Consider the following 14,677-nt stretch of genomic DNA (forward strand, 5'->3'; position numbering starts at 1 on the left):
CCGGACATACGTCCCGCCAGATTTAGGGGTACAAGAGTCTAAAGAGGATCCTGCCCCCAGTCAAGGCAAAGCCCCGACCTCCGCACCCACCCCCCTCACGGCAAAAAGCCTGTCAGCAAAGGGTGGGCATCGAAATCAGGGCCCTGCTCTTAATTACTGCTTGAGTTCAACGCTTCTGTCAGTGCGGCTTCGACTTCGCTCGCGCTCACACGCAGCGGTTTGTCAGCATCACGGCGACGCTTGCGCTCGCTGTGATAAGCCAGACCGGTACCGGCCGGAATCAGACGACCCACGACCACGTTTTCCTTCAGACCACGCAGGTAGTCGCGCTTGCCAGTCACTGCTGCTTCCGTCAGAACACGGGTGGTCTCCTGGAAGGAGGCCGCCGAGATGAACGATTCGGTCGACAGCGATGCCTTGGTGATACCCAGCAGCACGCGCGTAAACTTCGCGATGAACTTCTCGTCCTGTGTCAGGCGCTCGTTTTCGACCAGTACATGCGTCAACTCCATCTGGTCACCCTTGATGAAGCTCGAATCGCCAGACTCGGTGATCTCGACTTTACGCAGCATCTGACGAAGGATCGTTTCGATGTGCTTGTCGTTGATCTTTACGCCCTGCAGGCGGTAAACGTCCTGAATCTCGTTGACAATGTATTTCGCCAGCGCGCTGACACCCAACAGACGCAGAATGTCGTGCGGATCGCTAGGACCGTCGGAGATAACTTCGCCGCGGTTCACTTGCTCACCTTCGAAGACGTTCAGATGACGCCATTTCGGGATCAGCTCTTCGTACGGATCGCTACCGTCATTCGGCGTAATCACCAGACGACGCTTGCCTTTTGTTTCCTTACCGAATGCAATCGTACCGCTGACTTCCGCCAGGATGGACGCTTCCTTCGGACGACGCGCTTCGAACAGGTCGGCAACGCGCGGCAGACCACCCGTGATGTCACGGGTTTTGGACGTTTCTTGCGGGATACGGGCAATGACATCACCCACGCCCACTTGAGCACCGTCCGCTACACCTACCAGAGCGTTTGCCGGCAGGAAGTACTGAGCCGGCACGTCAGTGCCTGGCAGCAGCAGATCCTTGCCATCGGCGCCGACCATCTTGACCGCAGGACGAATGTCCTTGCCAGCTGCCGGACGATCTTTGGCATCCAGTACTTCGATGTTGGTCAGACCGGTCAGTTCGTCGGTCTGGCGCTTGATCGTAATACCTTCTTCCATGCCCACGTAGGTCACGGTACCTTTCATTTCGGTAACGATCGGGTGAGTGTGCGGGTCCCACTTGGCCACGATAGAGCCAGCGTCGACCTTGTCGCCTTCCTTCACCGAGATCACTGCACCATAAGGCAGTTTATAACGCTCACGCTCACGACCGAACTCGTCAGCGATCGCCAGCTCGCCGGAACGCGAGACCGCGACCAGATTGCCGTCGAGACGCTCAACGTGCTTCAGGTTGTGCAGACGGACGATACCGCCGTTCTTCACCTGAACGCTGTCGGCAGCGGAAGTACGGCTTGCCGCACCACCGATGTGGAACGTACGCATGGTCAGCTGGGTACCCGGCTCACCGATCGACTGTGCAGCGATAACGCCGACAGCTTCACCGATGTTCACCTGGTGACCGCGAGCCAGATCACGGCCGTAGCACTTGGCGCAAATGCCGTAACGGGTTTCACAGCTGATTGGCGAGCGCACGATCACTTCGTCGATGCTGTTCAGCTCGATGAACTCGACCCACTTCTCGTCGACCAGAGTGCCGGCCGGAACGATGACGTCCTCAGTGCCAGGCTTGAACACGTCGCGAGCAATGACACGACCCAGCACACGCTCACCCAGAGGCTCGACCACGTCACCGCCTTCAATGTGCGGCGTCATGACCAGACCCTGCTCGGTACCGCAATCGACCTCGGTAACGACCAGATCCTGCGCCACGTCTACCAGACGACGGGTCAGGTAACCGGAGTTCGCGGTTTTCAACGCGGTATCCGCCAGACCTTTACGAGCTCCGTGAGTCGAGATGAAGTACTGAAGTACGCTCAGACCTTCACGGAAGTTCGCAGTAATCGGCGTTTCGATGATGGAGCCGTCCGGCTTGGCCATCAGACCACGCATACCGGCCAGCTGACGGATCTGAGCAGCGGAACCCCGCGCACCCGAGTCAGCCATCATGTACATCGAGTTGAAGGATTCCTGGTCAACCGTCTCGCCGTGACGGTCGACAACCTTTTCTTTCGAAAGGTTGGACATCATCGCCTTGGAGACTTCATCGTTGGCCTTGGACCAGAGGTCGATCACCTTGTTGTACTTCTCGCCCTGGGTTACCAGGCCGGAGGCGTACTGACTTTCGATCTCTTTCACTTCATCGGTAGCGGCGTCGATGATGCGAGCTTTTTCATCAGGGATAACAAAGTCGTTAACGCCGATGGAAACACCCGAAATCGTCGAGTAGGCAAAACCGGTGTACATCAACTGGTCAGCGAAGATCACGGTCTCTTTCAGACCAACCACGCGGTAGCACTGGTTGATCAGTTTGGAGATCGCCTTTTTCTTCATCGGCTGGTTGACAACGTCATACGACAGACCTTTCGGCACAACTTGATACAGCAGCGCACGGCCGACAGTGGTGTCGACGATACGGGTACCGCTCACGCTGCCGCCATCACGATCGTTGACGGTTTCATTGATCCGCACTTTGACCTTGGCGTGCAGAGCGGCTTCGCCGGCACGGAACACACGGTCAACTTCCTGCAGATCCGCGAACACACGACCTTCGCCTTTGGCGTTGATCGCTTCACGAGTCATGTAGTACAGACCCAGTACAACGTCCTGCGAAGGAACGATGATTGGCTCACCGTTGGCTGGCGACAGGATGTTGTTGGTCGACATCATCAGTGCGCGCGCTTCGAGCTGGGCTTCCAGCGTCAGCGGCACGTGAACAGCCATCTGGTCACCGTCAAAGTCGGCGTTGTATGCCGCACAGACCAACGGGTGCAGCTGGATTGCCTTACCTTCGATGAGAACCGGTTCAAACGCCTGGATACCCAGACGGTGAAGGGTCGGAGCACGGTTGAGCAGCACTGGGTGTTCGCGAATCACTTCGGCGAGAACGTCCCAGACCTCAGGCAGCTCGCGCTCGACCATCTTCTTGGCAGCTTTGATGGTGGTCGCCAGACCGCGCATTTCCAGCTTGCCGAAAATGAACGGCTTGAACAGCTCGAGAGCCATTTTCTTAGGCAGACCGCACTGATGCAGACGCAGGGTCGGACCTACGGTAATAACCGAACGACCCGAGTAGTCAACGCGCTTACCGAGCAAGTTCTGACGGAAACGACCTTGTTTACCCTTGATCATGTCAGCCAGGGATTTCAGAGGACGCTTGTTGGAACCGGTAATCGCACGACCGCGGCGACCGTTATCGAGCAGCGCATCCACAGCTTCCTGCAGCATGCGTTTTTCGTTGCGCACGATGATGTCTGGAGCAGACAGATCCAGCAGGCGCTTCAAACGGTTGTTACGGTTGATGACTCGACGATACAGATCGTTGAGATCGGAAGTCGCAAAGCGGCCGCCGTCCAGTGGTACCAGTGGACGCAGATCTGGCGGCAGAACCGGCAGAACGGTCAACACCATCCACTCAGGCAGGTTGCCGGAGCCCTGGAAGGCTTCCATCAACTTCAGACGCTTGGACAGCTTCTTAATCTTGGTTTCGGAGTTGGTTTGCGGAATTTCTTCACGCAGACGGCCAATCTCGTGTTCCAGATCGATAGCGTGCAGCAGCTCGCGGACGGCCTCGGCACCCATGCGGGCGTCAAAGTCATCACCGAACTCTTCAAGCGCTTCGAAATACTGCTCATCGTTCAGCAGCTGACCTTTCTCGAGCGTGGTCATGCCTGGATCGATAACGACATAGCTCTCGAAGTAGAGAACGCGTTCGATATCACGCAGGGTCATGTCCATCAGCAGGCCGATACGGGACGGCAGCGATTTGAGGAACCAGATGTGAGCAACCGGCGAAGCCAGCTCGATGTGAGCCATGCGCTCACGACGGACCTTGGCGAGCGCGACTTCAACGCCACACTTCTCACAGATCACGCCACGATGTTTCAAGCGCTTGTATTTACCACACAGGCACTCGTAATCCTTGACCGGGCCAAAGATTTTGGCGCAGAACAGGCCGTCACGCTCAGGTTTGAACGTACGGTAGTTGATGGTTTCCGGCTTTTTAACTTCACCGAACGACCACGAACGGATCATCTCAGGCGATGCCAATCCGATACGGATGGCGTCGAACTCTTCGACTTGACCCTGGTTTTTCAGCAAATTCAGTAGGTCTTTCAAGGCCTTTCCTCCTGGCGGAGCAGAGGGCGGTCATACCGACCCACCCTCGATTCGCGTCACGTGTTATTCGGTTTCCAGATCGATATCGATACCGAGCGAACGGATTTCTTTGATCAACACGTTGAAAGACTCGGGCATGCCCGGCTCCATACGGTGATCGCCGTCCACGATGTTTTTGTACATCTTGGTCCGGCCGTTCACATCGTCCGACTTCACTGTGAGCATTTCTTGCAGAGTGTACGCCGCGCCATATGCTTCCAGCGCCCAGACTTCCATCTCCCCGAAACGCTGACCACCGAACTGCGCCTTACCACCCAGCGGCTGCTGGGTAACCAGGCTGTAAGAACCAGTGGAACGCGCGTGCATCTTGTCGTCCACCAAGTGGTTCAGCTTCAGCATGTACATGTAGCCAACAGTTACCGGACGCTCGAATTTGTTACCAGTACGACCGTCGAACAGTTGCATCTGGCCACTGTCCGGCATGTCCGCCAGGCGCAGCATCGCCTTGATTTCAACTTCCTTGGCACCGTCGAATACCGGGGTCGCCATCGGAACGCCGCCGCGCAGGTTCTTAGCCAGATCCAGGATTTCCTGATCAGACAGGTCGTCCAGGCTTTCCTGACGGCCGCCGATCTCGTTGTAGATCTCGTTCAGGAACTTGCGCAGCTCAACGACTTTACGCTGCTCTTCGAGCATGCGGTTGATCTTCTCGCCCAGACCCTTGGCCGCGAGGCCCAGGTGGGTTTCGAGAATCTGACCAACGTTCATACGCGAAGGTACACCCAACGGGTTAAGGACGATATCCACAGGCGTGCCGTTGGCATCATGTGGCATGTCTTCAACCGGCATGATCACGGAGACCACACCCTTGTTACCGTGGCGACCGGCCATTTTGTCGCCCGGCTGGATGCGGCGACGAATGGCGAGGTAGACCTTGACGATTTTCAAGACGCCTGGAGCCAGGTCGTCGCCCTGCTGCAGTTTGCGCTTCTTGTCTTCGAACTTGTCGTCCAGCAGACGGCGACGATCAACGATGTAAGCCTGAGCTTTCTCGAGTTGTTCGTTCAGCGCGTCTTCGACCATGCGCAGTTTGAACCACTGGCCATGCTCGAGCCCGTCGAGTACTTCGTCTGTGATTTCCTGACCTTTCTTCAGGCCAGCACCACCTTCAACAGTACGACCCACCAAAGCAGAACGCAGACGCTCGAACGTTGCACCTTCGACGATACGGAACTCTTCGTTCAGATCCTTGCGGATCTCGTCCAGCTGGCTCTTCTCGATCGAAAGAGCACGTGCATCACGCTCAACGCCATCACGAGTAAATACCTGAACGTCGATGACAGTTCCCTTGGTACCGGTCGGTACGCGCAAAGATGTGTCTTTAACGTCGCTGGCCTTTTCACCGAAGATTGCGCGCAGCAGCTTCTCTTCCGGAGTCAGCTGAGTCTCGCCTTTCGGAGTGACCTTACCTACCAGAATGTCGCCGGCACCGACTTCAGCACCCACGTAAACGATACCGGCTTCGTCCAGCTTGTTCAGCGCTGCTTCACCCACGTTCGGGATGTCAGCGGTAATTTCCTCTGGGCCAAGCTTGGTATCACGGGCCACACAGGTCAGTTCCTGAATGTGGATCGTGGTGAAACGGTCTTCCTGAACAACACGCTCGGAGAGGCAGATGGAGTCTTCGAAGTTGAAGCCGTTCCATGCCATGAACGCGATGCGCATGTTCTGACCCAGAGCCAGTTCACCCATATCGGTGGACGGACCGTCGGCCATGATGTCGCTGCGCTGAACGCGATCACCCTTGCTCACCAGCGGACGCTGGTTGATGCAGGTGTTCTGGTTCGAGCGGGTGTACTTGGTCAGGTTGTAGATGTCGACACCGGCTTCGCCCGGTTCAACTTCGTCATCAGCAACACGAACGACGATACGGCTGGCGTCGACCGAGTCGATCACGCCGCCACGACGGGCAACAACGCAGACACCGGAATCACGGGCAACGTTGCGCTCCATGCCGGTACCCACTAGCGGCTTGTCGGCGCGCAGAGTCGGTACAGCCTGACGCTGCATGTTGGAACCCATCAACGCACGGTTGGCGTCGTCGTGCTCGAGGAACGGAATCAGCGACGCGGCGACCGATACAACCTGCTTCGGCGAAACGTCCATCAGGGTGACGTCTTCCGGCGCCTTGACGGTAAATTCGTTCAGGTGACGAACGGCAACCAGCTCATCGATCAGCTGACCTTTGTCGTTCATGGCAGCCGAAGCCTGCGCGATCACATGATCGGCTTCTTCAATAGCAGACAGGAACACGATCTCGTCCGTGACCAGGCCTTCTTTCACAACGCGGTACGGGCTTTCCAGGAAGCCGTACTGGTTGGTGCGAGCGTAGGCAGCGAGCGAGTTGATCAGACCGATGTTCGGACCTTCCGGCGTTTCGATCGGGCAAACACGACCGTAGTGCGTCGGGTGTACGTCACGAACTTCAAAGCCTGCGCGCTCACGCGTCAGACCGCCCGGGCCGAGTGCAGAAACACGACGCTTGTGCGTAATCTCGGACAGCGGGTTGTTCTGGTCCATGAACTGCGACAGCTGGCTGGAACCGAAGAATTCTTTGACAGCAGCGGCAACCGGCTTGGCGTTGATCAGGTCCTGAGGCATCAGGCCTTCGCTTTCTGCCATCGACAGACGCTCTTTGACCGCGCGCTCAACACGCACCAGACCTACACGGAACTGGTTCTCGGCCATTTCGCCGACGCAGCGGACGCGACGGTTACCCAAGTGGTCGATGTCATCGACGATGCCTTTGCCGTTACGGATATCGACCAGGGTCTTGAGGACCGCGACGATATCTTCCTTGCACAGCACGCCCGAACCTTCGATTTCGGTACGACCGATACGACGGTTGAACTTCATCCGGCCTACAGCAGACAGATCGTAACGCTCTGGGCTGAAGAACAGGTTATTGAACAGGGTCTCTGCTGCATCCTTGGTAGGCGGCTCGCCAGGACGCATCATGCGATAGATTTCGACCAGAGCTTCCAGCTGGTTGCCGGTCGAATCGATCTTCAAGGTGTCGGAGATGAACGGGCCGCAGTCGATGTCGTTGGTGTACAACGTTTCGATGCGAACGACCTGAGCCTTGGCAATCTTTGCCAGGATCTCGGTGTTCAGCTCAGTGTTGCATTCGGCAATGATTTCGCCAGTCGCCGGGTGTACGATCGCCTTGGCGGTGGTACGGCCAATGACGTAATCCAGCGGAACTTCCAGCGCCTTGATGCCGGCTTTTTCAAGCTGGTTGATGTGGCGAGCGGTGATACGACGACCTTGCTCGACGATCACTTTGCCCTTGTCGTCCTGGATGTCCAGAACGGCAATTTCGCCACGCAGACGCTGAGGCACCAGTTCCAGGCTCAGGGATTCGCCCTGAACGTGGAAAACATTGGTGGTGTAGAAAGCGTCCAGCACTTCTTCAGTGGTGTAGCCCAGCGCACGGAGCAGAACCGATGCAGGGAGCTTGCGGCGACGGTCGATACGGACGAATACACAGTCCTTTGGATCGAACTCGAAGTCCAGCCACGAACCACGGTAAGGAATGATGCGAGCGGAATACAGCAGCTTGCCAGAACTGTGCGTCTTGCCACGGTCGTGATCGAAGAACACGCCCGGGGAACGGTGCAGCTGGGAAACGATAACACGCTCGGTACCGTTGATTACGAAGGTACCGTTTTCAGTCATCAGGGGGATTTCACCCATGTAGACTTCTTGCTCTTTGATGTCCTTGATCGCTTTGTTCGACGACTCTTTGTCGAAAATGATCAGGCGCACTTTTACCCGCAAAGGTACGGCGTACGTCACACCGCGCAGCACGCATTCCTTGACATCAAACGCCGGTTCGCCCAGACGATAACCGACGTACTCCAGAGCAGCATTGCCGGAGTAGCTGATGATCGGGAAAACGGATTTGAAGGCCGCATGCAGGCCCACGTCGCGGAACTGATCTTTAGTCGCTCCCGCTTGCAAGAATTCACGATACGAATCCAGCTGGATGGCCAGGAGGTAAGGCACATCCATGACGTCCGGCAACTTGCTAAAGTCCTTGCGGATACGTTTTTTCTCAGTATATGAGTAAGCCATCAGCGTTCCCCAGCTTGGTCACCTGCTTGTTTGGCCTCCCCCGACGGGAGCGGCCAGAAAATCTTGCAAACCCCATGGTTTGCGCCACCGGTCGAGGTGGTTGAAGCACGTTAACGGCACCGACCTGATCGGTTGCCAATAACGGAAAAAGGCCGGTGGCAGAAGCCACCAGCCATCAGCCTTTCGCTCAACGCTTGGGCTGGAGACGCAAGGTCGATGCTTACTTCAGCTCGACTTTAGCGCCTGCTTCTTCCAGAGCAGCTTTGGCTTTGTCAGCAGCGTCTTTTGCTACTGCTTCCAGAACCATTGCTGGAGCGCCGTCAACGACTGCCTTGGCTTCTTTCAGGCCCAGACCGGTCAGTTCACGAACTGCTTTAATCACGTTCACTTTCTTGTCGCCAGCTTCAGTCAGCATGACGTTGAACTCGGTTTGCTCTTCAACAACGGCGGCAGCGGCAGCTGGACCAGCCGATGCAGCAGCAGCGCTAACACCGAATTTTTCTTCGAAAGCTTTGATCAGCTCAACAACCTGCAGAACGGACATTTCAGCTACGGCGTTGAGGATATCGTCTTGAGAGATAGACATGACTCTAATTCCTGAATTGTGTGAGGGCCTATGCGGCCTTCGAAATAAACAAAAATACGCGAGAAGAGGTGTGCGGCCTTAGGCTGCAGCAGCTTCTTTCTGTTCGCGAACTGCCGCCAGAGTACGAGCCAATTTGCTGGTAGCGCCTTGGATCACGCTCATCAGCTGGGAGATTGCTTCGTCACGGGTCGGCAAGGTTGCCAGTACGTCGATCTGATTAGCTGCGAGGAACTTGCCCTCGAACGCAGCTGCCTTGATCTCGAACTTGTCCTGACCTTTCGCGAACTCTTTGAACAAACGGGCAGCAGCGCCAGGATGTTCATTGGAGAAAGCGATCAAGGTAGGGCCGGTGAACGCATCGTTGAGAACACTGTATTCAGTGTCAGCAACAGCGCGCTTGAGCAGGGTGTTACGTACTACTCGTACGTAAACGCCAGCTTCACGAGCCTCTTTACGGAGTCCGGTCATCGCGCCTACTGTCACGCCGCGGGCATCAGCCACAACAGCAGACAGAGCGACTTTGGCAGCCTCGTTGACTTCAGCGACGATGGCCTTCTTGTCTTCGAGTTTAATTGCCACGGGTTTAACTCCTGCTTGTTACCGTTTCATCTGGCCGGAGCCGGATGTCGTTTTGGTGTCTGATTCGGTAAGGAACCGGGAGCACCATCTGCGTAGGCTTGTGGTTTAAGACTTTCGTCGCCTACGGTCTTGGATAGCCCCCGCCAGGCAGGGACCCCAATTTTTGCAACGATGCAGCAGACTGCATCGCGCGAGTCTTACGCGTTCAGAGAACCTTGGTCGATGACCAGGCCTGGGCCCATAGTGGTGCTCAGAGTAACGCGCTTGACGTAAATACCTTTCGAGGAAGCTGGCTTGATACGCTTCAAATCAGCGATCAGCGCCTCAACGTTTTCCTTCAGCTTGTCGGCTTCAAAGCCAACTTTGCCAACGGAGGTGTGGATGATGCCGTTTTTGTCGGTGCGATAGCGGACCTGACCAGCTTTAGCGTTCTTGACAGCAGAAGCTACGTCTGGAGTAACGGTACCAACTTTCGGGTTAGGCATCAGGCCGCGAGGACCGAGGATCTGACCCAGTTGACCTACAACACGCATGGCATCCGGAGAAGCAATAACGACGTCATAGTTCAGGTCGCCGCCTTTCATTTCGGCAGCCAGGTCGTCCATACCAACGCGATCAGCGCCAGCAGCCAGAGCAGCCTCAGCGGCTGGACCCTGGGTGAAGACAGCTACGCGGACAGTCTTGCCAGTACCGTGTGGCAGCACAGTAGCGCTACGAACGACCTGGTCAGATTTACGCGGGTCTACACCGAGGTTAACAGCGACGTCGACAGACTCGCTGAACTTGACGGTCGACAGCTCGGTCAGCAGAGCAGCTGCGTCGTTGAAGCTGTAAGATTTGCCAGGCTCGATCTTTGCAGCGATTGCCTTTTGGCGTTTGGTCAGCTTAGCCATTACACACCCTCCACGTTAAGGCCCATGCTACGAGCGGAGCCGGCGATTGTACGCACGGCCGCTTCCATGTCAGCAGCAGTCAGATCGGCATTTTTAGCCTTGGCGATATCTTCCAGCTGTGCACGGGTAACGGTGCCAACTTTAACGGTGTTCGGGCGAGCCGAGCCGCTGGTCAGGCCAGCTGCTTTTTTCAGCAGAACCGACGCAGGGGTACTTTTGGTTTCAAAAGTGAAGCTGCGGTCGCTGTAAACAGTGATGATCACAGGAGTCGGCAGACCTGGCTCAAGACCCTGAGTACGGGCGTTGAAAGCCTTGCAGAATTCCATGATGTTAACGCCGTGCTGACCCAGAGCAGGACCGACAGGCGGGCTTGGGTTAGCCTGAGCAGCTTTCACTTGAAGCTTGATGTAAGCGGTAATCTTCTTGGCCATGAGGCACTCCAATTACGGGTTCAAACGCCTCGAAAGGCTCCCCGGTTACTTGCGCGTTTATCCCAGTGACGACAAAACCCCACAGCCCAGGGCTGCGGGGTATGGGATTCCTAGCTCAGTTATGCCTTTTCGACCTGACTGAACTCGAGCTCCACCGGAGTAGAGCGTCCGAAAATAAGCACAGCCACTTGGATCCGGCTCTTTTCGTAGTTAACTTCTTCGACGGTTCCGTTGAAATCGGCAAACGGGCCATCAGTAACGCGAACCACTTCTCCCGGCTCGAACAGAGTCTTCGGCTTTGGCTTGTCGCTGCCATCAGCAACACGGCGCAGAATGGCCTCGGCTTCTTTGTCAGTGATCGGAGCAGGTTTGTCTGCAGTGCCACCAATAAAGCCCATGACACGAGGCGTATCCTTGACCAGGTGCCAAGTCCCCTCGTTCATGTCCATCTGAACCAGCACATAACCAGGGAAGAATTTACGCTCGCTCTTGCGCTTCTGGCCGTTGCGCATCTCTACCACTTCTTCGGTAGGGACCAGAATTTCGCCAAAACCATCTTCCATGCCTGCCAGCTTTACACGCTCGATCAGAGAGCGCATAACATGCTTCTCGTAACCCGAGTAGGCATGCACTACGTACCAACGCTTAGCCACGGGACACCCTTAGCCAACAATCAAGGAAACAAGCCAGCCGAGCAGGGAATCTAATCCCCACAACAGCAGCGCCATAACCAGAACGACAGCTACCACGATGAGAGTAGTCTGCGTGGTTTCTTGACGAGTAGGCCATACGACTTTACGAATCTCAACGCGAGCTTCCTTGGCCAACACGAAGAAAGCCTTACCCTTGCCAGTCTGAAGAGCTACATAAGCTGCAACAGCGGCAATCACGAGCAGGGCCAACACGCGATACAGGATTGGCTGCGCCGAATAGTATTGATTTCCGACCACACCCACAACGACCAGAAGGACCACTACGAGCCACTTCACAAGATCAAAACGGGAGTCTGAGGCTTCAGCCTTTGGATTCATCTACTAAAATCCTGTGAAAAGAAAGCCAGACACGTTTAGCGAATCTGGCAGGTCAGGAGGGAATCGAACCCCCAACCTACGGTTTTGGAGACCGTCGCTCTGCCAATTGAGCTACTGACCTAAAAGCATAATCAGGCCGACCATTATGCGGACCCGACGGGGAGATTTCAACAGCTAATCGGCGAGACCAGAATCAACCGCGCCAAAGCACTGCCAGGTAGCTACGAAAACCATCAGCCAAGCAGCAAGCCTGGCGAATCGCAACACCTAAAACAAAGGCAGATACTTTCATATCTGCCTTAGTAATGGAGCTCTTGAGCGGATTTGAACCGCTGACCTCACCCTTACCAAGGGTGTGCTCTACCAACTGAGCTACAAGAGCGAAACACATTGCACAACCAGCAAAACCTGGAGCGGGTAGCGGGAATCGAACCCGCATCATCAGCTTGGAAGGCTGAGGTTCTACCACTAAACTATACCCGCCGAGCATGCTGCTTAAGCTCGAAAATATGGTGGAGGGGGAAGGATTCGAACCTTCGAAGTCGTAGACGTCAGATTTACAGTCTGATCCCTTTGGCCGCTCGGGAACCCCTCCTAAGCGAGGCAGCATTCTATATCATGCCACCCTTCTGTCAACCTTTTTCTCAATAAAAACTTGAGGTTACATACGTTGACGCTTGCATCGCAGCAGTTTCAGATTGCTCTGCACTGCGAAGCGGGCGCCATTCTATGCAAACTAATCGATGGTTGCAATGCCCTCGCAAGACATTATTTTACTTTTTAATTTCGGGAAGTCCTGCGCCAAGGTGTCCAGCAATGACTCATCAACCAGCCGACGACTCTCCGGCTCTATGCGCAACCAGTAAATAGCTCCACCCTCACCTCTGCGCTGTCCAAACTGCGTCTGAATGTCGAGACTGGTGAGTCGCTGCTCGACAATTCTGGCGTCGGCCTGCGAAACATCTCCACCCAGATAAAGGCACTGATTCAATGCTGCCCTGGATGGCTCTGTCTGACTGGAAGAACCTGACTCACTGAGCAATCGGATATCCTGTCGTGAGCCCTTGAACGACGCCAGAGGCGCGACCTCCTTCGGCCTTAAAGGAGCGTCCTGTTGATGCCAGATGTAGTAGAAGGCATTCAACATCAACAACAGCAAAAACACCCAACGCATAGCACCCCCAACCAGCGGCCTTTCAGGCGCCTTCTCACTTCGCAAGCAGCCTAAGGCTCAACTCACCACCATTAAAGCTGCGCTCTTCACCATCCACACATAAACGCAGTGAGCCATCACCCTTAATGCCCAGAACAGTGCCCTCAATCACGCGATCACCCGCGATCAGTGACACCCCTCTCCCCTGCCAGAGGTGATTGCGCTCCCAGTCAGCCCTAAATGCGTCGAAGCCTTCTTCGCGATGTCGAGCGATATAGAGCCCGAGGTTGTGACTCAGCCTAGACGCAACCTGGTTACGGTCTAGCATCCTACCCAGCTCAATCGCCATAGACGTCCAGGCCTGATCAACCTCATTGGCGCTGCGCATGTTGACGTTCACACCGACGCCGATGATCACGTGACATACATCCGCAGGGTCGCCCGTGAGCTCAAGCAGAACGCCGGCAAGCTTACGATCACCCACGAGAATATCGTTAGGCCACTTCAACCCAGCTTTTGCGACACCGAGCTCTCGGAGGGTTTCTACCAACGCCAGACCCACAAGCAAGCTCATGCCCTCAAGCTGGCGCATACCACCTTCAACACGCACCGCGAGGCTGTAATAAAGATTCTCGGCGAAAGGACTGACCCACTTCCGCCCACGCCGCCCCCTGCCGGCCGTTTGCTGCTCGGCGAGAACCAACAAGGGCAGTTGCGCGCCAGCTTCAATAAGCCGCATCGCCTCGGCATTTGTAGAGTCAATAACGTCATAAATACGCACAGGCCATGGTGCGCCACGATCAGCATTAGCGATTTCGTCGGCATCGAGCAGATGCAGAGGCCCGGCAAGACGATAACCCCGCCCGCGAACTTTATGAACCTCTATCCCGAGCTCCGCTTCCACCTGCTGGAGCTTTTTCCAGACAGCACTGCGGCTGACGCCAAGTACGCGACCCAGGTCTTCGCCAGAATGAAAAGCACCATCTCCAAGAAGCTTGAGCAACGTTCGCATCGAAGTTTCACCTGACAATAAGGCACGCATAATAGCGATAGCCGCTCCTAGCGCCTAGAAAATCGCCCTCGCTAGCGCGCGTCAATTGCCAGCGTACGGGCTTACATTGCCACTCGAGTGGTTTCGGAAACCCAGCCGATCCTGCGATTTTTTCACGCGCAAAACAAAACCCCATCTGCTTTCGCAAATGGGGTTCTGGAATTTAATCTTGACGATGACCTACTCTCACATGGGGAAACCCCACACTACCATCGGCGATGCATCGTTTCACTTCTGAGTTCGGGATGGGATCAGGTGGTTCCAACGCTCTATGGTCGTCAAGAAATTCGGGTACCGAACCGTGGCCAGGGGCCGCGCTTCAGTAAATCAGGTATGTGATCAGGTGTTTCGTGCTTGTGTGTTGCAAACTTTCGGTGCGTGTCGTCTTCACAGTCACCGCAATCTGTGCTCGTCCGAGTCGCAGATTGCTTGGGTGTTATATGGTCAAGCCTCACGGGCAATTAGTA

General features: G+C 55.6%; 10 protein-coding genes, 4 tRNA genes and 1 rRNA gene. All 15 read right to left on the minus strand.

The genetic code is table 11. The annotated features are described in order from the left end of the window. Positions 1–149: 149 nt before the first annotated feature. Entirely contained in the window at positions 150–4,349 is a 4,200-nt protein-coding gene (gene rpoC, locus QRN36_RS12650) for a DNA-directed RNA polymerase subunit beta' (protein ID WP_285424347.1), read from the minus strand. A 63-nt stretch (positions 4,350–4,412) separates the two neighbouring features. Next, positions 4,413–8,486, minus strand: coding sequence for a DNA-directed RNA polymerase subunit beta (rpoB, locus tag QRN36_RS12655; protein ID WP_093468859.1), 4,074 nt, complete (start codon positions 8,484–8,486; stop codon positions 4,413–4,415). 220 nt (positions 8,487–8,706) lie between these two features. Beyond that, entirely contained in the window at positions 8,707–9,072 is a 366-nt protein-coding gene (gene rplL, locus QRN36_RS12660; RefSeq protein WP_093468856.1) for a 50S ribosomal protein L7/L12, read from the minus strand. Between the two features lie 78 nt (positions 9,073–9,150). After that, positions 9,151–9,651: a 50S ribosomal protein L10 gene (rplJ, locus tag QRN36_RS12665; protein ID WP_062384462.1), complete on the minus strand. Its 501-nt coding sequence runs from the start codon at positions 9,649–9,651 to the stop codon at positions 9,151–9,153. A 197-nt stretch (positions 9,652–9,848) separates the two neighbouring features. Continuing rightward, positions 9,849–10,544 (minus strand): 50S ribosomal protein L1, encoded by a 696-nt coding sequence (gene rplA, locus QRN36_RS12670; RefSeq protein WP_093468853.1) that lies wholly within the window; start codon positions 10,542–10,544, stop codon positions 9,849–9,851. Then, positions 10,544–10,975 (minus strand): 50S ribosomal protein L11, encoded by a 432-nt coding sequence (rplK, locus tag QRN36_RS12675; protein ID WP_020290713.1) that lies wholly within the window; start codon positions 10,973–10,975, stop codon positions 10,544–10,546. Before rplK ends, rplA begins: the two co-directional genes overlap by 1 nt. 119 nt (positions 10,976–11,094) lie before the next feature. Further along, complete coding sequence (gene nusG / locus QRN36_RS12680; RefSeq protein WP_002555501.1) at positions 11,095–11,628, minus strand: transcription termination/antitermination protein NusG; 534 nt, start codon at positions 11,626–11,628, stop codon at positions 11,095–11,097. Positions 11,629–11,637: 9 nt separating this feature from the next. Continuing rightward, positions 11,638–12,006 carry a preprotein translocase subunit SecE gene (gene secE, locus QRN36_RS12685; RefSeq protein WP_285424348.1) on the minus strand — a complete coding sequence of 123 codons (369 nt, stop codon included), beginning with the start codon at positions 12,004–12,006 and terminating at the stop codon, positions 11,638–11,640. A gap of 45 nt (positions 12,007–12,051) precedes the next feature. After that, a tRNA-Trp gene (locus tag QRN36_RS12690) sits at positions 12,052–12,127 on the minus strand. Between the two features lie 185 nt (positions 12,128–12,312). Then, a tRNA-Thr gene (locus tag QRN36_RS12695) sits at positions 12,313–12,388 on the minus strand. A gap of 27 nt (positions 12,389–12,415) precedes the next feature. Further along, positions 12,416–12,489, minus strand: a tRNA-Gly gene (locus tag QRN36_RS12700). 27 nt (positions 12,490–12,516) lie between these two features. Beyond that, a tRNA-Tyr gene (locus QRN36_RS12705) sits at positions 12,517–12,601 on the minus strand. Between the two features lie 141 nt (positions 12,602–12,742). After that, the gene (locus QRN36_RS12710; RefSeq protein ID WP_285424349.1) at positions 12,743–13,180 is read right to left on the minus strand and encodes a hypothetical protein; all 438 of its coding nucleotides are present in this window, start codon (positions 13,178–13,180) and stop codon (positions 12,743–12,745) included. Positions 13,181–13,214: 34 nt separating this feature from the next. Continuing rightward, entirely contained in the window at positions 13,215–14,171 is a 957-nt protein-coding gene (birA, locus tag QRN36_RS12715) for a bifunctional biotin--[acetyl-CoA-carboxylase] ligase/biotin operon repressor BirA (RefSeq protein WP_285424350.1), read from the minus strand. A gap of 206 nt (positions 14,172–14,377) precedes the next feature. Beyond that, positions 14,378–14,493: ribosomal RNA gene (gene rrf, locus QRN36_RS12720) — 5S ribosomal RNA — on the minus strand. Between the last annotated feature and the right edge of the window lie 184 nt (positions 14,494–14,677).

It is taken from the genome of Pseudomonas sp. efr-133-TYG-103a (assembly GCF_030209235.1).
GTDB lineage: Bacteria > Pseudomonadota > Gammaproteobacteria > Pseudomonadales > Pseudomonadaceae > Aquipseudomonas.

Coding starts and splice junctions, on each gene's coding strand:
- rplA (WP_093468853.1), bottom strand. CDS start 10,544: ATGGCTAAGCTGACCAAACGCCAAAAGGCAATCGCTGCAAAGATCGAG.
- secE (WP_285424348.1), bottom strand. CDS start 12,006: ATGAATCCAAAGGCTGAAGCCTCAGACTCCCGTTTTGATCTTGTGAAG.
- birA (WP_285424350.1), bottom strand. CDS start 14,171: ATGCGAACGTTGCTCAAGCTTCTTGGAGATGGTGCTTTTCATTCTGGC.
- QRN36_RS12710 (WP_285424349.1), bottom strand. CDS start 13,180: ATGCGTTGGGTGTTTTTGCTGTTGTTGATGTTGAATGCCTTCTACTAC.
- rplL (WP_093468856.1), bottom strand. CDS start 9,072: ATGTCTATCTCTCAAGACGATATCCTCAACGCCGTAGCTGAAATGTCC.
- rpoB (WP_093468859.1), bottom strand. CDS start 8,486: ATGGCTTACTCATATACTGAGAAAAAACGTATCCGCAAGGACTTTAGC.
- rplK (WP_020290713.1), bottom strand. CDS start 10,975: ATGGCCAAGAAGATTACCGCTTACATCAAGCTTCAAGTGAAAGCTGCT.